The sequence below is a fragment of the Flavobacterium sp. genome (assembly GCF_017744675.1).
Taxonomy (GTDB): domain Bacteria; phylum Bacteroidota; class Bacteroidia; order Flavobacteriales; family Flavobacteriaceae; genus Flavobacterium.
On record NZ_JAGIAV010000003.1, the window covers coordinates 164,058 to 181,757 of the forward strand.

At 33.1% G+C, this 17,700-nt stretch carries 21 protein-coding genes and 3 pseudogenes; 3 read left to right on the top strand and 21 right to left on the bottom strand.

Annotated features, from left to right (window positions below; translation table 11 throughout):
- Nucleotides 1-107: 107 nt before the first annotated feature.
- Complete coding sequence (locus tag J7574_RS09420) at nt 108-578, top strand: Lrp/AsnC ligand binding domain-containing protein (protein ID WP_290967383.1); 471 nt, start codon at nt 108-110, stop codon at nt 576-578.
- Between the two features lie 15 nt (nt 579-593).
- On the opposite strand, the pseudogene J7574_RS09425 reads toward J7574_RS09420, so the two are convergent.
- Nucleotides 594-1,265: pseudogene (locus J7574_RS09425) on the bottom strand (SDR family oxidoreductase); the annotation flags it as partial.
- Between the two features lie 21 nt (nt 1,266-1,286).
- Nucleotides 1,287-1,412 (bottom strand): hypothetical protein, encoded by a 126-nt coding sequence (locus tag J7574_RS09430; RefSeq protein WP_290967385.1) that lies wholly within the window; start codon nt 1,410-1,412, stop codon nt 1,287-1,289.
- A gap of 151 nt (nt 1,413-1,563) precedes the next feature.
- Here J7574_RS09430 and bioB point away from each other — a divergent pair, with 151 nt between their 5' ends.
- Complete coding sequence (bioB, locus tag J7574_RS09435) at nt 1,564-2,553, top strand: biotin synthase BioB (protein ID WP_290967387.1); 990 nt, start codon at nt 1,564-1,566, stop codon at nt 2,551-2,553.
- Between the two features lie 177 nt (nt 2,554-2,730).
- Here bioB and J7574_RS09440 read toward each other — a convergent pair whose 3' ends face one another.
- From J7574_RS09440 to J7574_RS23170, 12 genes and pseudogenes are all read right to left on the bottom strand, one after another.
- Nucleotides 2,731-3,126, bottom strand: coding sequence for a hypothetical protein (locus J7574_RS09440; RefSeq protein WP_290967389.1), 396 nt, complete (start codon nt 3,124-3,126; stop codon nt 2,731-2,733).
- A gap of 171 nt (nt 3,127-3,297) precedes the next feature.
- Nucleotides 3,298-3,807, bottom strand: a pseudogene (locus J7574_RS09445) (IS1 family transposase).
- 470 nt (nt 3,808-4,277) lie between these two features.
- Complete coding sequence (locus J7574_RS09450; RefSeq protein ID WP_290967390.1) at nt 4,278-4,619, bottom strand: hypothetical protein; 342 nt, start codon at nt 4,617-4,619, stop codon at nt 4,278-4,280.
- A 2-nt stretch (nt 4,620-4,621) separates the two neighbouring features.
- Nucleotides 4,622-5,560, bottom strand: a complete 939-nt coding sequence (locus J7574_RS23165; protein WP_367272578.1) for an RHS repeat domain-containing protein — start codon at nt 5,558-5,560, stop codon at nt 4,622-4,624.
- A 19-nt stretch (nt 5,561-5,579) separates the two neighbouring features.
- The gene (locus tag J7574_RS09460) at nt 5,580-6,257 is read right to left on the bottom strand and encodes an IS1 family transposase (RefSeq protein WP_290967392.1); all 678 of its coding nucleotides are present in this window, start codon (nt 6,255-6,257) and stop codon (nt 5,580-5,582) included.
- A 155-nt stretch (nt 6,258-6,412) separates the two neighbouring features.
- The gene (locus J7574_RS09465) at nt 6,413-6,907 is read right to left on the bottom strand and encodes a hypothetical protein (RefSeq protein WP_290967394.1); all 495 of its coding nucleotides are present in this window, start codon (nt 6,905-6,907) and stop codon (nt 6,413-6,415) included.
- The gene (locus J7574_RS09470; protein WP_290967396.1) at nt 6,891-7,760 is read right to left on the bottom strand and encodes an RHS repeat-associated core domain-containing protein; all 870 of its coding nucleotides are present in this window, start codon (nt 7,758-7,760) and stop codon (nt 6,891-6,893) included. The genes J7574_RS09465 and J7574_RS09470 overlap by 17 nt, the downstream gene beginning before the upstream one ends.
- 70 nt (nt 7,761-7,830) lie before the next feature.
- Entirely contained in the window at nt 7,831-8,490 is a 660-nt protein-coding gene (locus tag J7574_RS09475) for an IS1 family transposase (RefSeq protein ID WP_290967398.1), read from the bottom strand.
- 185 nt (nt 8,491-8,675) lie between these two features.
- Nucleotides 8,676-9,182, bottom strand: coding sequence for a hypothetical protein (locus J7574_RS09480; protein ID WP_290967400.1), 507 nt, complete (start codon nt 9,180-9,182; stop codon nt 8,676-8,678).
- Entirely contained in the window at nt 9,175-9,465 is a 291-nt protein-coding gene (locus J7574_RS09485) for a hypothetical protein (RefSeq protein WP_290967402.1), read from the bottom strand. Before J7574_RS09485 ends, J7574_RS09480 begins: the two co-directional genes overlap by 8 nt.
- Before the next feature lie 10 nt (nt 9,466-9,475).
- On the bottom strand, nt 9,476-10,138 hold the full coding sequence (locus J7574_RS09490; protein WP_290967404.1) for a hypothetical protein: 663 nt from the start codon (nt 10,136-10,138) through the stop codon (nt 9,476-9,478).
- 9 nt (nt 10,139-10,147) lie between these two features.
- A pseudogene (locus J7574_RS23170) lies at nt 10,148-10,321 on the bottom strand (RHS repeat-associated core domain-containing protein); the annotation flags it as partial.
- Nucleotides 10,322-10,492: 171 nt separating this feature from the next.
- Here J7574_RS23170 and J7574_RS09495 point away from each other — a divergent pair.
- Nucleotides 10,493-10,846: a hypothetical protein gene (locus J7574_RS09495; RefSeq protein ID WP_290967406.1), complete on the top strand. Its 354-nt coding sequence runs from the start codon at nt 10,493-10,495 to the stop codon at nt 10,844-10,846.
- A gap of 14 nt (nt 10,847-10,860) precedes the next feature.
- Here the strand turns inward: J7574_RS09495 and J7574_RS09500 are convergent, their stop codons facing one another.
- The 7 genes from J7574_RS09500 to J7574_RS09530 all read right to left on the bottom strand — a co-directional run bounded on the left by J7574_RS09500 (nt 10,861) and on the right by J7574_RS09530 (nt 17,412).
- A complete protein-coding gene (locus tag J7574_RS09500) occupies nt 10,861-11,655 on the bottom strand; it encodes a hypothetical protein (protein WP_290967408.1) in 795 nt (264 codons plus the stop codon).
- Between the two features lie 12 nt (nt 11,656-11,667).
- Nucleotides 11,668-12,786 (bottom strand): hypothetical protein, encoded by a 1,119-nt coding sequence (locus J7574_RS09505; RefSeq protein ID WP_290967410.1) that lies wholly within the window; start codon nt 12,784-12,786, stop codon nt 11,668-11,670.
- Nucleotides 12,787-12,842: 56 nt separating this feature from the next.
- Nucleotides 12,843-13,148 carry a hypothetical protein gene (locus J7574_RS09510; protein ID WP_290967412.1) on the bottom strand — a complete coding sequence of 102 codons (306 nt, stop codon included), beginning with the start codon at nt 13,146-13,148 and terminating at the stop codon, nt 12,843-12,845.
- Between the two features lie 110 nt (nt 13,149-13,258).
- Nucleotides 13,259-14,125 (bottom strand): site-specific integrase, encoded by an 867-nt coding sequence (locus J7574_RS09515; protein ID WP_290967414.1) that lies wholly within the window; start codon nt 14,123-14,125, stop codon nt 13,259-13,261.
- 12 nt (nt 14,126-14,137) lie between these two features.
- A complete protein-coding gene (locus J7574_RS09520; RefSeq protein WP_290967416.1) occupies nt 14,138-15,055 on the bottom strand; it encodes a tyrosine-type recombinase/integrase in 918 nt (305 codons plus the stop codon).
- Nucleotides 15,056-15,173: 118 nt separating this feature from the next.
- On the bottom strand, nt 15,174-16,844 hold the full coding sequence (locus tag J7574_RS09525) for a hypothetical protein (protein WP_290967417.1): 1,671 nt from the start codon (nt 16,842-16,844) through the stop codon (nt 15,174-15,176).
- A 4-nt stretch (nt 16,845-16,848) separates the two neighbouring features.
- Complete coding sequence (locus tag J7574_RS09530; protein WP_290967420.1) at nt 16,849-17,412, bottom strand: hypothetical protein; 564 nt, start codon at nt 17,410-17,412, stop codon at nt 16,849-16,851.
- Nucleotides 17,413-17,700: the final 288 nt, after the last annotated feature.

Here is a 17,700-nt window from a genome sequence, read left to right on the forward strand (position 1 = left end):
TTACAATTCGACAGTTTCATATCTTTTTTTTGTAATTTTGACACTTTAAAAACCGGTTTTACCAAAAGAATTGTCAAAATAATAGAATCTATATACCATAATAAGATATGGCAGCGATAAAAAAGAATGAAAATATTGACTTTTTAGATAGAGAAATCATACAGAAACTAAGTGAAAACGGAAGAATTCCTTTTTCTGATTTGGCACGAGAATTAAACATTTCCAATTCGCTAGTTCACTTAAGAGTACGCAAACTGCAAGAAGCAGGTGTTATAACTGGATTTTCTGTAAAATTAGCTCCCAAAGAGGTTGGTTTTGAAACCATTACTTATACTGGAATTGTCACCAAAGAAGCTCATTTTTCGTACTCTATTGCAGAAAAACTAAAACAGATTCCTGAAGTGGTAGAATGTCATTGGGTGTCTGGAAATTATGCCTTATTTATTAAAATCGTAGCGGCGAACAATGAAGAACTCCGCAAAATATTATATGAGCAAATTCACCAAATAGAAGGTGTTGGAAGTACAGATTCGTTTTTCTCTTTTGGGTCTGCTTTTGAAAAAAATCTGCCTGTATAAACTTAAGCTTTCTTATTATAGTTGGATTACATATTCTTGCCAAGTCTGTTTTCCTAAATTTTTTTCTGGACACAGGTTTACTCCCGTAGTAAATAACTTGTGGCGGATATCTTCTGGCTCTTTTAATTTTAGATTTTTGGTATTTTGAGTGGCTTCTAAATAAGCCTTAGCCATTTCTTCAAAATGAAGCACTTCTGGGCCACCAAAATCTTCCATTAAACCTTTTGGGGATTCTAATGCAAGAGAAGCCAATAACGCGGCAACTTCTTGTACAGCTACAGACTGAAATCTAATCTTTGAAGGAATTGTTACAAAATTGCTTTTGGCATTTTGATCTAATCCTTTTATGATATTAAACACAAAATCATGAAATTGAGTGGTTCTAAGAATGGTAAAAGGAATACCGCTTTTTGCAATAGCATTTTCTACTTCTAATTTTGCTTGATAATAAGGATAATCGCTTTTGTGAATTCCAACTATAGAAATATAAATAAAGTGTTTTATTGCATTTTTATCCACTGCATCCAACAGATTCTTAGTGCCTCTTATATCGGTCTGCTGAAAATTCCTCGGATTACTTGCACAATGAATAATAACCTCCGCTCCTTCTGCAGCTTCTTTTAAACCAAGATTTTCGACCAAATCTCCTGTAAAAAACTGTACATCACTTCGAACTTCGTGATTTGTTTGAGTCGTTAATACCGCTGTTTAAAATCCTTTTCCTACTAATGCATTAACAACATATTTTCCTAAATGTCCGTTTCCGCCCGTAACTAATATCTTATTCATCTGCTTATTATTTGAAGATACTATATTAGAAAAAAACCTGTACATCTCAAAAATGTTTAGCCATCATTATTTTGGTTTTGAAGAAGAACGAATCTGTCTTTACTAACCGGACTACTCAAAATATAAAAAGTGGTACATTTTGATGATACAGCAAAACAATACTTTTGGTTAAAAATCAAAAAGGATTAAATAGAAAATGAACGGACAAATAAGAAATGATTGGACAAGAGAAGAAATTCAAGCTATATATGATAAGCCTTTATTAGAATTAGTTTATCAAGCCGCAACTGTACATCGCAATTGGCATAAACCTTCAGAAATGCAAGTATGCACTTTGCTTTCTGTAAAAACAGGAGGATGTCCCGAAGATTGTTCTTACTGCGGACAAGCAGCCCGATATAACACCGATATAAAAGTTCAGGCACTTTTGCCAACAGAAAAAGTATTGGAGCATGCCCAAAAAGCAAAAGATGGCGGTTCTTCTCGTTTTTGTATGGCTGCCGCTTGGCGCGAAGTTCGAGATAACAAAGATTTTGATCGCATAATTGAAATGGTAAAAGGTGTCAACGACCTCGGACTTGAAGTATGCTGCACCCTAGGAATGCTTACTGAAGAACAAGCAATACGTCTGCAAGAAGCAGGTTTATATGCATACAACCATAACTTGGACACTTCTGAAAGTTATTACGATGAAATTATAAGCACTCGTAAATTTGATCAGCGATTGAATACTATTAATAATGTGAGAAAAGCAGGAATTACGGTTTGTTCTGGCGGAATCATTGGTTTGGGCGAAACTCCTGCCGATCGAGTTTCTATGCTGGCAACTTTAGCCACCATGCCCGTTCATCCAGAATCTGTTCCTGTAAATGCATTGGCAAGAGTAAAAGGAACTCCACTAGAAAATAATCCGAAAGTGCCGATTTGGGATATGGTTCGAATGATTGCCACAGCGCGTATTATTATGCCCGCCTCTGTTGTGCGTTTAAGTGCCGGAAGAATTGAAATGTCCGAAGAAGAACAAGCTTGGTGTTTTATGGCAGGAGCCAACTCTATTTTTACAGGTGAACGCGAAACGTTATTGGTAACTCCGAACCCAGGATTATCTGAAGACATGCAAATGTTCCAAAACCTCGGACTTAAACCTTTGGTTAAAGAAAGTAAAAGCGCTTGTTCTGTAGTTTAAAACGAATCTATCACCCTTTATAGCCCGAAAACTGCACCATCTCGAAATCTTTCGGGAGAGTGCAGTTTTTTTTATGTAAAGAACTTTTCTTTGCTAAGCAAATGTCTCCGACTTTGCGCTACTTAAAATCATGATTTACAACTTTTTAAATTATTGATTTTTAAATCGAATTTCAAACTAACTTTTTCCTCGTTTCAAATTTACATCCCAAATACTTACCGTATTTAATTTCCATTCTTTATTTTTTGAAATAATTAAAATAGTTTCAATTGCTGAAATTATTCCGATATCAAAAAATAAATTTTTAAAGCCATGAGTGCTATTTAGCGTAATTTCAGTCAAATATAAAAAAAAAGTAAAAATCCAAATCTTGCTTAAATAGGAGCTAACAACAACTACTTTTTTATACTTAAAATAATTCAGAAATAAGACGAGCATTTTAAGTCCTAAAAGAATTATAAAAGCATCAATAAAACTGAAGAGACTAATCTTGGAATGTAAAAAAATTACAAAAATCATAATCGCCCAATAAAAATAATTAGAAACAGCTTCTGTTGTATTTTCATTTTTCATGTAATTTAAGATTAAACCGATTATTAAAAAAAATTCAATTATTAAGTCATAATTATCCAAATAATCGTATCTAAATAAAACAATGCATGTGGTCAATACCAGTAAAAAACGAATAAGTAATTTTATCATATTTAAGCTCGAATAAAGTGGATAAACTTACTATTTAATTGCTCAAATCCAAAAGTAAATCTTCAAAATAGCTGTCAAAATCACTAAACTTTTACTGAAACAGATTGTTCTGCGGTTAAGTCTTTTCAGATGAGTTCTAAGAGTCAAATTTTTTCTTTCAATATGATTAGTTCCGAAACGCTTAACAGAATGCATTTTCTCACTAATCAGATACTTGTAGTTTTTTAATCTGTCTGTAAATATCTTTTTAGCTTCTCATAATTTCAGAGTTTCCAAAACAAGATTCAGAGTTTTATTGGTTCGTTTGCCCACACTAAAACTCACCACATTTTTAGAATTCTTTTCCAAAGCATAAACCAGCCAGATATAATTTTTCTTGTGCCTGATATAAGTACACAGTTCATCTACTTCATAGGTTTTGCCTCTGCTGAGAATTGGTCTGGTTATATTTCTCGCAATGGAGACAATTCTTTTCAATAATGTTGTCGCTGATATTTTTAATACTCTTGCTGTGCTTCTTATTCCCAATCCTTCTTTGGTGAACAGTACCATCTCCTGATTGATATCTCCTTTGTAAGCATTGTACTATAGTTAATCTGCTGTCATTTTTGACAAATAGTACATTTATAAGGCTGATTACCGTTAGATTGAAATCCATTCTTTATGCATTTACCATTGCAAAAATTACATTTTATTTTCATGACCTAATTTGAAACACTAAGGTAAGGCAAAAGCATTTTAAGGCTTATTAAAAGACAATAAACGAAAGAGACAACCTGATGGTCGTCTCTTTTTCTATTCAATAATTTAATTTTAACATTCTTTTTCAGTTAGTTACATGGATATATTATCAAAATACCTAATCTGTAACACTACCTAACTTTTTGGGGCATGTTCACCATATGGAATGGCTTTTTAAATTTTGGGCAAACCGAAGTTTGTTTTAATTTTTATGAAATAGTAAATCTTCGATTATCTGCAAATATTGAATGAAATTATTAATCACCAACACATCTGATACATTACCCATCGATAAAATCAATAACTTGTTCAAAAACAATCGGATATCCCTCTGTTTCACCTAGTTTGCCTATTTTGTCAAAAATTGAATAATGATTACCACTATCTATTGATTCTTCAACAAATTTTTTAATAGTTTCTTTTTTCAAATCTTTAATTACTACCATATTATCTGCCCAAAAAAAACTGTTACTATTTTGTTCTAAAAGCATTTTTATATTATCTAAAGTAAAAATAGTAGCAAAAAATATTTCTTTGTTTTCTAAAATTACATTAATATCCAAATTATCGTTATAATAATCTTTAACTTGGTATCTTGCTGGTATAATTATTTTGAATTTCATATTTAAAAGATTTTTAATATTCTATCAATCACTGCTTGTTGGTTAGCTTTACTTGAATAAGCTAAAATTTCTATTTGTTCACCAATTTTTCTAAAATAAACCCTAGCTCCTCCAGCAGACCTAGCTTCAAATATTTCTCCTATAATATTTTTAGTCCCGATGCCTGGATTCATATTTCCACTTGAAAGTTGTTTCAATAAAGCATTTGCTTCTTTGCTTAGTGCCTTATTTCCATTAAAAGTTTCTTGTGCAAGTTTAAATAATTTTGAATCAGTTTTTACAAGAGAAAGGAGTTTAATTTCTGCACCACCAGAAATCCATGCTAATCCACCAGCACCGCCGAGAGGCATTCTCATCTTTATTGTCCCATCTTCATTTAATAAATAACTAAGTCCTGTTTCTGGGTCCGTCCATTCGTCTTCGCCTTTCAATCTATCCCATAATTTACTTAAATAAGAATCTTTACTTCTATCTGTTCCAACTTTTCCTGTTGGATACATAGGCACAATTTCCCCTTTCTTTTTAGGAGGGTCTTGGCTACTTTCTCCATCACTGGTAGTATTACCTTCATTATCTATACTATTTCCTTGACCATCTGAAAATCCATTGCCTGTATTTGTCCAAGTCGTACCGCTCGCAGAATTTTTTAATTTATCTATGAATGATTGTGTAAGCATACCATCAGGGTCAAGAAAATAAACTGGATTATCCATAGTATAATTATATGGAGACCATCTTCTACCCATTTCAGCTAATGGGTCAATGTTCATCCAGCGTCCAAGTACCGGGTCATAATTCCTCGCCCCATAATCGTAAAAGTTAAGCCCCAGTTCGTCTTGGAGCTCCTTTCCATTGTATTTATACTTATAAGGGTTTACGACTATTTTTACAAGGTTTTGCCTGTTAAATAGAATAAATTTAGGAACATAATTCTGTAGGATAAACTTACTGTTTTATTGCTCAAATCCAAAAGTAAATCTTCAAAATAGCTGTCAAAATCACTAAACTTTTACTGAAACAGATTGTTCTGCGGTTAAGTCTTTTCAGATGAGTTCTAAGCGTCAAATTTTTTCTTTCAATATGATTAGTTCCGAAACGCTTAACAGAATGCATTTTCTCACTAATCAGATACTTGTAGTTTTTTAATCTGTCTGTAAATATCTTTTTAGCGTCAGATAATTTCAAAGTTTCCAAAACCCGTTTCAGTGTTTTATTGGTTCGTTTGCCAACATTAAAACTCACAACTGTTTTAGAATTCTTTTTCAATGCATAAACCAGCCAAATGTAATTTTTCTTGTGCCTGATGTAAGTACATAGCTCATCAACTTCATAGATTTTGCCTCTGCTTATAATGGGTTTGGCAATATTTCTGGCAATTGAAACAATTCTTTTCAATAATGTAGTCGCTGATATTTTCAATATTCTTGCTGTGCTTCTTATCCCTAGACCTTCTTTGGTTAATTGAATAATCTTCTGATTTGTATCTGTTCTATATGCTCGATAACCATAATTTTCAACTCTGGTTTTTCCGCATGCTCTGCAAATATATCTTTGGCTGCCAGACTTTGTCTTTCCGCATTTAATCATCTTTTGAATATCACCAACACATCTGTAACACGTAGTCTGGTTTGACTCCATTTTTTTTGATTTAAGGCATTATAAAATAAAAAAACAGCCCAAAGACTGTCTTAATTTTTATGCTATATTAATATAAATATCTGATTTTCTGTAAATGTTAGAGGCACTAATTAACCATCAACACATCTGATACATTACCCACTACCAACACTACCTTAATCTACCACATAAACCTCTTTTGAAAACAAGCAATCACTTGTTCTTAAAGTCATTTTGTCTGGTGGTGTATTTTTTTGTGGTTTCAAAAATTTATTATCTCTTATAACTATATTTAAAGTTTGTTTGCCTTTCTTTTCAAAAACAGCTTTAAATGCAAATTTCCCCGTGTTTAATGAGTCAACATATGACAATAAAGCATTATCATTAACTTCATTGTAATTAGCTAGTTCTTTGTTAATGCTTGTTGATAACAAAAGCTCCAAAAATCTACTACTAGTTATACTAGAGTCTACATTCTTTACATCATACTGAAGTTTACCGTCTATAACTTTGTTTATTTTTACAGTGTCAGGAAAACTACAATATATAATTTTACTTTTGTTCAAATTCTTTTTTGAATCCTCATTTAAATTATCTTCCCTTTTGTTATTACAAGAAATAACAATTAATAGAATAAATACACATCTAGCTATTTTAAAAATTTGTTCCATATTTTTTATTGAAATTTTCTATACGTTTTTGTTGTCTATTTACAGCTGCATTACTTACTCTTGCAGAGTCTTTCCTCATTACATTAATGTCTTTGTGATGTAAATTTGCTGATTTTGAATTTGGACTATTATCAAATGTAACATCGGGTACACTTATTGTAATTTCTTGATTGTTCTTATTATTCTCTGTTTCACTGGTTGATTCAGGTATAAATTTATCCCACAAAAATGAACCACTCTCTCCTGCTTTACCTCCAGCATCATATCCTCCAAATATATCATTTAAAGCTTGAACTGCATCTTTCGCTGTTTTATATTTGTTTCCTGTTTTTTCCCCACCGAGCCCAGCACCTATTGCTCCATCAGCATCCCAACTTCCTCCTTTCTGTTTACCATCAGTAGTAGGTCCTTCATTGCCTCCATTTTGCGAAGTCACGGTACCACCTATGTCCTCATGACCAGCTGCTTCTTTTTTTCTAGACTTATATGTATTAACATTATCAATCGCTGCATACAAGGCATAAAATGGTGCTGCCGCTACATCATGATTAGATGTTTTTGGATTATATGACCTTTCCCATCCCTTATTCCACGCTTTTACTGCTGAACCAATTTGTTTAAGTGTTGGCCAAGGCCACATCCCATCTGGGTCAATAAAATACACTGGATTATCCATTGCATAATTATAAGGAGACCATCTTCTTCCTTTTTCTGCTAATGGGTCAATGTTCATCCAGCGACCAAGTGCAGGGTCATAATTACGTGCTCCATAGTCATAGAAGTTAAGCCCCAGCTCATCTTGAAGCTCCTTTCCATTGTACTTATACTTATAAGAGTTTGCGATTTTTTTCACAAGTTTTTACCTGTTAAATACAATAATTTTAAGAACATGGTTTTACAGGATAAACTTACTGTTTTACTGCTTAAATCCAAAAATAAATCTTTAAAATCGCATTAAAAACAGCTAAACTTCTGCTGAAACAGATTGTCCTGCGATTGAGTCTTTTTAGATGAGGTCTGAGTGTCAGATTCTTCCTTTTAATATGATTTGTTCCGAAACGTTTAACAGAATGCATTTTCTCGTCAATCAGATATCTGTAGTTTTTAAGTCTGTCCGTAAATATCTTCTTAGCGTCAGATAATTTTAAAGTTTCCAAAACACGGTTAAGCGTTTTATTGGTTCGTTTGCCAACATTAAAACTAACCACATTTTTAGAATTCTTTTCCAAAGCATAAACCAGCCAGATATAATTTTTCTTGTGTCTGATATAAGTGCACAGTTCATCTACTTCGTAAGTTTTGCCTCTGCTGACAATTGGTCTTGTTATATTCCTCGCAATGCAGACAATTCTTTTCAATAAGGTTGTCGTTGATATTTTCAGTATTCTTGCCGTGCTCCTTATTCCCAAACCTTCTTTGGTCAACAGCACTATTTCCTGATTGATATCTCCTTTGTAAGCGTTATACCTATAGTTAATCTGCTGTCGTTTTTGACAAATAGTACATTTATAACGCTGATTACCGTTAGATTGAAATCCATTCTTTATGCATTTACCATTGCAAAAATTACATTTTATTTTCATGACCTAATTTGAAACACTAAGGTAAGGCAAAAGCATTTTGAAGCTTTATTAAAAGACAAAAAACGAAAGAGACGACCTACTGGCCGTCTCTTTTCTATTCAATAATTTAATTTTAATATTCTTTTTCAGTTAGTTACATGCGTATGTTATCAAAACACCTAATCTGTAACACTACCAGACCTAGTCTACCATTCCTTTTTAACTTCAATGATATTTTTTACCAATAAGTTCGTTTCTTTTTGAAAAGCATCTTTAGCATTTTGATTTGGATATAAAAAAACAAATCTATTTAAGATATTATTAATTACGTAGACATATATGATACCTTTTATTTCATTATTATCACTATAAGTGAAAGAAACTTTAATTTTTCCATCTAAATCTTCTATTCCACCTATTTTTAAATCTCCTAAATCAAATAAAAAATTTTTATAGTTATCTATAGTAACTGAATCGATTGCTTGATTGGTCTTGTTTGACATTAAATACAAAAGATATTTAGGTTTTTCATCACTAATAAACTGATATGCATCAATATTCGCTAACTCTTCGTTTGTTGAATCAAAAAACTTAACAATCGTCTTCTCAGGTATTTTTACGTTATAAAATTTTGTATTCAGATTCTCCTGAGAGTAGATTTTGCAGTTTATTATACTAAACAAAACCACAATGCCGACATAGAGTTTATTCATAAAATACTCTTTTTAAAATTCTTATAATTAAATTACCAAAAATAAAATATAACCATACAAAAAAAGTTATAAGCAAAACTACAAAAGGTATGAATAAAATTATAATCAAAATTCCTTCTAAACCATAAACCTGTTTATTATTAAAATTAACTGGAATTATTCCTGCAACATTTAAAGTTATATGTAAAATAGCTAAAGGAAGATATCCAAATAAAAATGTTACAAATATTCTTTTGAATAAATCTTTGGGTAATACTGAATAATTTTCAATAATTTTTCTCATAATTTTCGTTTTAATTTGTACTAAAATAATTAGATATATAATCCTTCAAATAACTGGCACCAGCTTCAACCATTTTAGCAACTCCTTTCCCAGCATTATAGAGATTTGCGCTTACACCTACCTTTGCACTTACACCTTCAGGTGTCGGTATTTTTACACTTGCGCCTAATGTTAATGAATTTGAAAGACTTAATTTATTGTTTTTCCCCATAGTTGCCGTTCCAGAGGCTTTTGCTCCATCTGAACTTGTTTTCACATTTAATTTTTTATCGACTTCAAATTTTGAAGAACCAGTTGTGCCCTTTGCTTCAATTTTTGCATCTGAAAAAGAAGCGCTTAATTTTCCACTAGCACCTTCAATCTTTCCTTCAACTAAATTCTTATCACTAGTTTTTAAAGAGATTTCAGCTACCGCTAATTCTCCTTCTAGTTTTACTGGCCCAGCTGTTCCCTTTACTCCAAATGAATAACCCGCAGACCCACCTGCCTCATAGCTAAGAACATTACTCAATAGTTCTTTCCCTTCACTAAGTAAGCTCATAGTTTTTTCTGAGGGAGTAAAATTTTGCATCTCTCCACCAACAGGGCTAGTGTTTTTAGGAGAATTTCCTCCAAATGGAAATCCAGGACAGCATTCTCCAGAATTTTGACTCTCATGAGTATCAGCATACATTCCATCACGGTCTATGAAATAAACGGGATTATCTAGCGCATAACTATATGGAGAAAATCTCCTGGATGTTTCTGCGACTGGGTCTAACTGCCAAAAACGTGGAGCAGTTGGGTCATAAAATCTTGCCCCATAGTCATAAACTCCGAGCCCAAGCTCGTCCTGCAGTTCCTTCCCATTGTACTTATACTTATAAGGATTTACAAAATTTCCCTTATAATATAACTCTACATATTATCCATAAGATTTAAGAACGTATATCGAACTAAAATAAACGGATTCAAATTGAAATCCTAATTAAAAACAATAGATAAATTTTATATATTTGTATTTTTAAATAAATAAAAACTATTAATTATGGTAAATAATTTTAATCCACAAATAGAAATTAAACAATTTTTACTTAGTCGTAAAAATGAGGTAATATCAAAAAGACCATCTATTCATTATCTAGAAGCTTATGCGGACAAACTTTTAGATATTATAAATAGATGGAAAGCCCAAAGTAATGAAACAATTTTGCCACTAACATTAATTGTGAGACAAATTTCTATATTCAAATCAGACCTTACAGGAGAGCTTGAACACGACTATGAAAAAGAAAATAAAAGATATAGACAAAAATGGCTCACACAAAAAGAGAAAATTGATTCAATAAAAAGAAAATTAATAACTGCTTATGAAAACAGAACGAACGAAATGCTTCAATAAATTAAGATTATGCATCAGATTGAAGAATCATCACTTAAAACAGCATCGAAATAAAAATCTTGTCCACATGCACATTCTTCAATTAAATTCGGTTCATAAAAATTGATGAACATTTTTACGGATAGTATTGTTTTCTTAAATTCAAAATTTAATAAATCTCTATAAACTCCTTTGTATGCTGTATTTGTTTCTTCAACAGGTTTTAAATGAACTATGTCATTTCTCAGCTTAACTAAACTGTCAATGCATTTATTGTACTTCTTATGTTTTCCTAATCTAAAATCAATACTTTTAATTTTTGGTATCGTATTATAAAGTTTATAAGAAACCGTTGGATGTATTGTGTTTCCAGTTTTATCTATAAAAAGATAATTGTCAGGAATTATTCGATTTGCAAAACTTTCAAGTGATGCTTGGAGATTGATTATGCAGTTAATAGCCAAATGAAAAAAACTACCAGAATGATTTAAATTTACTATTCTCCCTACCTTTCCTGCCTCAGATGATTCATTAAGCAATATTTTTTTATATTCTTCTAGCATGCCATAAGACATAACCGCATTAGAATAAAAAACTGTAATGGGATTAACCTCTGGAAGAATCAATTTTTTGTTTTGATAAACATAATCATAACCAAAAATGACTTTGTTCTCCAGCATCATCATAATATCATCTTCTGATATTTTTTTTGAATTTAAATACTCTTTGGCTTTCTTTTTACTTTCCTCTGGGATTATGAAATCATTTAATTCTGAAGGATGAAAATCAATCTTAATTTCTCTTGTTGGTTTTAACCGAATATGTCCCATAATAAAAATTACTTATTCTTCATTTACGTTATAAGGATGAAAATCCTGAATACTTCCATTTTTATCGATTACAAGTCTATAATAATGACCATCAATATAAATAGCTCTTTTGCCTAATCTCCTAAATGGAAGTTGTGGATTCTCTTTGAAATGAACTTGAATTTCATCATTGACACTTTCAACAACCATTCTTATTAAATGCTTAATATCTTCCAGTTTATATTGAAATACAGTTTTATCACCTGAAAATCTTTCTCCAATCTGCGTTTCTGCAACATGTCTAGCATAAATATGAACAAATCTTTCGAAATTTAGATAAACAAGTTTATCACCAAATCCAATTACATCTTCATTAAATCCGTAACAACATTTTTTTAATTCATCGATTTCTGTTTTAAAATTACTGGATACATTTTTGATATTTTCACTAGACATTTGTATTTCTTTATCAATAATGTCCTTTTTATAAAAAATCTCTTCAACTTTTAACCTCATTAATTCTTGAATTTGCTCCTCATTAATGGTTAATTCCTGAAATTTACAATCTAATTCAATATGTTTAACTTTTTTTAGAAAATCTTTATCTTTATTTAAGATTTCTAAATAATCATCTGAATCCAATCCCATTTCCAGATGAGTTCTTAATCCCCAATATTCAATCTCTTGATAAGGTGAAAATTTTTTTCCTGCTTTGTAAAGTGAATTTAAAAATCCAAATCTCAATTGATTTAATTCTTGCCATCCATTAATTTTTGGAGATTTTAAAACAACTTGATTAGGAATTTCCTTAATTCCCTTTTGAACAAATCTATTTGTTTTTGGCATATCAAAAGTTGAAATTCCTATTATACTACTAGATTGGATACCAAATCTATCTAAGAATTCTACATTTTCAGGTGAAAGTTTTTCTACTTCTGAAGGATTAAATTTAATTTTTGAATCTGTTCTAGAAACAGCTTCTCTTTTAAAAATTAATTCTAATTCTTTCCTTTCATCAAGAGTGTATGAAAAAGTTCCCATAAGCTGTTTGCCAAAGCGACTAAATTCATCCGAATTTCTAGTAAACTCAATAATTACGAACGTATCGTATTGACCATACATTGCATAAATTTCTTCAGTAGAAAAATTCATAGCTCAATTATTTTTAAATATGTTTCTTCGTAATTTTCTGAATCTCTAATGAATATTTATTCTTCAGGATGTTCACCTAAATCATAGGAAAACCCATTTCTCAAAGTCCCTCCTGTAACATTAGTATCTTGATGGCTAAGTTGTCCTTGAGGATACTCCCAAACCTCACATTCAATTTCAATTTGGTTATCGCAATTATTATTACCATCACAGTCAATTTCAGTTCCCCAACCACGAGCTCGCTCTTGTCCCTGCGCTCGTTCTTCTGTCTCTGTAATCTCAAATTCGGCTTCATCAGCACCAATATTGTGCACTTTACCACAAACATCACATTCTACTGAAAATGTTCCATTTACAATCATAATTACAGTTTTCTTTAATTTATAATAATTTTGATTCGAAAATTATCATAAAACCAAACGCTAAACAATACGTATTTATACTGGTTTTATAATGAAATAACCTTTAAATATTAAATTGGAAAGAATTTATTAATCAACTCTCTTTGTTGTAAGCTGTCAACTTTAAGATACTTCTCAGTAGTTCCAGGCCACTTATGTCCCGCTAATGCCTGAACCTGTTCCAAAGCCAGTTTCTGTTCATTTAACCAGTTGTATATAACGCTCATTCGAATAGTCTTTGGGTTGAGGTTCTTATCTGGGAATAATGGTTTTAACGGCTCAATCATGGCATGGATGCTGTTTACTGCAATGGATTTTCCGAGCTTGGTAATGATTAATTTATCTGTCGTGCTTCTGAGCATAAGCGGTCTTATTTCGTTAATGTATTTTGAGAATAATATTATTTGTTTAGAGAGCAGTTCCAGTTTTCTATTCTTCAAATTACGGGATGCTTTGATATAGATTGTTCCCGCATCCAAATCGACATCCTTAACGGTCAACCTTATAATTTCGTCACTTGTCAGACCTTGGTAAATCAAGAGACTTAATAAAACGGTGTTTCTAGTATCCAGATTCTGATAACGGTTCTCACGGGTCATGAGCAGTTGCAGTTCTTCCGAGCTGAACAAATCCTGAACCTGAATCGCCTGATTGCTGTTAACCTTGATATTCAACCGCTTGCATGGATGGTCTGTTCTGTATCCGCTCATAACCAGATAATCATAATATTTTTTGATAGCTGATAGAATTACAACCCTATATTTTCTGTTAGGCTGTTGCTCTGCGATTTCTTCCATATACTCAACGATATTATTAAACTTGTATCGTTTGGCTTTCGGGTTCATCTTTAGAAAGTGATTGATAGCAAACAGATAGCTTTTTACGGTCTGTGCGCTGTAATCTTGTATCAGGAAATTTTCTAGTGTTAATTTGGTCATGGATTGGTGTATTTAAAACGTTATTCTTGGTATTAGTTTCTTGTTTTGGATGGCGTAGATGTAGGTCGTATTGATTTCTAGGTGTCCCAAGAAACCACGTATAAAGTCAATTCCTGCGTTGTTTTCCATTAAATGGTGCGCAATGCTGTGGCGCAGGCAGTGAAGCGTTATGCCTCTCTGAATCATCTCATATTTGCTGGTCTGCTCAATCATTTTTTTTAATGTTTTGTTGAGGTATTCTCCTGTCATCCTTCTGCCGTTATCATAGATAAAAAAAGCATCCTCAATATGATTTTTACCCAGTAGCTTCTGATGTCTCTGTTCAATGACATATTTCTTCAAATGCTCCAAAACCATATTGCTCATAGGCACTTCACGTCTTTTGCTTCCCTTGCCAGAACGTACTATAAGCATCCCGATTGAGAACTGGACATCCATAACATTTAAGGCTTCAATTTCAGACCTTCTGAGCCCGCATCCGTAAGCAACCGATAATAAAGCCCTCTCCAAATCATTTTCACAGTACTGGTAAACAATTTTGATTTCATCGACCGTGAGCGTATTTCTGGATTTTCCGCTGTCATCGGAATAGCTTGGAATATAATAGTCTCTTTCAATCTGTTTGTTTTCCAATAGATTTCCCATAAACACCCCTAAAACATAAAGATGGAATTTGATGGTCTTACCGCTGAGTGTACCGCTTCCTAATTTCTTTGGTCTTGAGATTAGATATTCCAGATAATTCACGAACTCTCTGCTTGTCACATCCTTTATTTTGGCAATTCCAGATTCTTCCAGCCAGATAAGAAATTCCGATACTGCATTCTGGTACATTGTGCCTTTTCCCTGTTTATAATTCTTAACTTTCACGTAGCTTTCAAAATCTTTAATCAGGTCTTGAAATGCTGGCGTATCTATTGCTTTTTTCATCTCTTTTCTGTTTTTTAATCATCATTTCAAAATCTTGCTTACGCGCATTTCCCTAAACTGCGAACGCCAGCGTTATATTGGCAGTGTTTTCAGGGCTTGACGTGTTCTTTTCACTGGATTACAATGCATCAAGCTGTCTATTGAGGTCTTCTTTGATTTTTGCTTTAATCTTTTCCATATTGTCCCAATAGCTGATTATGTACCTAAACCCTCTGTTTACATTCCCCTCAATTGCTTGGATGTATTCCAGTTCCTGCAAAAGCTGGATATACTTAAAAGCCGATGTTTTGCTGATATTGAGTGCCTGACGAACTTCTCTGGTCGTGAAACGATACGTTGTTCCATCGGACTGGCTCTTGATAAATCCTTTAAGATTCTCAAAAAACTGTCTGGTGCTTTTATCGAGTTCATCCACCTTAATAATGATGGAGCTAAAGAATATATCCACGGCTTTCTGCACATCTTCTTTGGTCGCTAATAATCTTCCTTTATCATCGGTTTTTCTCTGGTATTGATGCAGGATTGTTATCTGCGAGACAAAGTTTTGAAACTGGCTGTTTAATCTTCTGAGCATTTTAGCCTCAAGAGGCAACATAAGCTTATCCGCATAAGGATTAACCACATGATAGGATTTCAGCACACGAATCGAATTTCTTAGGAGCTGTTTTGCTTCTTCTTCTTTTTCATCATTGGACAGTCCTGCATTTTTCTTGTTCTGGAGTCTTATAATCCTAAGGGTTTGAGCTTGGCTCTCATCAACGCCCAAAACTACAGAACGGCTCATATTGTCATAATAAACCTCTGCTTTGGTCGTGGCGGTAAGGCTGGCAAAATGCGCACTAACCAGCTTTATTTTCCCTCTGGTATTGCCAAACATATCTTTGACCACAGTGGAACTGCTGAGCATTTTAGCGGACTGCATTTCCCTGAAAGCAAACTGCGCTTCTTCCTCCAGACCATCAAAATCCTGAATCAGTATCAGTTTATTGGTAAGTTCCTTGTCCTTGTAATGGTATAATGATTTGCTGGTAATTCTGGTCATGTTCATTACATCTTCCTGAGGCACGCATTGGGCTATCCCATTGATGAGGTGGCTTTTTCCCTCTCCGCTTGAACCTTGTATAAGCCCGTGCATCAGGTACGGCATTTTATAGCTCGAAGCCAGAATAAAAAGAAGCAGTCTGTTGTCTTCTTCCCCTACGATACCGCTTTGCTCCAGCAGTTTATCGATGCTCTCAAATAACGATGCATTAGAGAGGAATTCCACTGCTTTTTCGCCTGCTTGGGGTGTCAGCTCTTTTTCGGAATAAAGGTCTGTTATAGGGTTTAATTCAGCCTCAAACAATGATTCACGATACTGCTCCAATAAATCCGTCAATTGGATAATATCGGCTTGCAGGGAATGATATTCAAAGCCCTGTTTTTCCGACAGCTCGGTACACTGGGTCTGAACATTCACAAAATCGAACAAATCAATTTTCAATCGGTGTTTTCTCTGGGTTGCTTTTTCCTGAATCTGGAGCGAAATCCTGAGATTGCCTAAATCCATAGGCAGATTACCGATAACAAAAAAAGTACCTGTTATTCCTTTGTAGCTGATTTTATAGTCATTAAGAATTTCCAGACTTGGAGTTATCTTCTCCTTTATCGGATTTTTTAAAAGTTCCAGAATGCCGTCTGCTCCGTAATTCATCCACATGTCATTCAAGCTGTGCCCGTCTGGAAGCTGGATGGTATTTACTGGCAATTCTGGTCTTATATTTTGTATCTGCGTTTTTATAGATTGCATATTCTTAACGTTTAATGACTATAACTTCTTCTAGTTCGTATAATGATTTGATAATGTCCAGATGCTGGGGCAACAGCTCTCCGTTATGCATGGCAATAACTGCATCCTTATTCTCAAGCGTTTTGGACTGCATCAGGCTTGCACAATCAATAACTGTGGGTGCGATATAAAGCCGTCGGGTCAAAGCGTTTGGATAAGCTGGATAAATGCCATTCTCGTTGAGATATTCTTCTTTAGGAGTATCCAAATCAAAGCGCAGAGCAAAATAGTTTACAATTGCATTCTCTTTGTCCATCAGAGGAAAAATCAATCCATATCTTCCGAAAACCGTATAAGCGGTCAGTGTATCTTCACGTACTCCTGCATCACTTTTCTTAAGCACTCCTAATGCTTCAAATTTATCTTTATACTCTTGGTCTTTGGAATGATGAAACTGTCCAGAATTAAAACCGATTCTCAATTCTGCATAATCCAGTCCTATATTTTTCAAATAGTCTTTTGGTTTTATTGCTTTAATACTTCTAATGCCTGTCTCAAAAGATTGGAATAAGGTTTCTAAATTTTCCATAAGCTTGATTTTCTTTGATTAAACGATAATTTTTGGACATAGAAATCCTGCTTCGGGTATTGCACCGAATTGAAAATTTGGGATTTGAATGTGGATTTTTTTGACTACTCTGTTCAGATTTACAGCGCTGTCTTATTTTGTTAAAATCACCCTAAATCTGACAGGATGATAATTGTCTTGCAAGTGATTTCTATCGATAGATTTCTTCTGCAAAGATAGGTTATTACAGAGCCTTCTCCAAATTTCAAAATTTTTAAGCTCTTGATTTATAGATTTTAAGGCGTTATT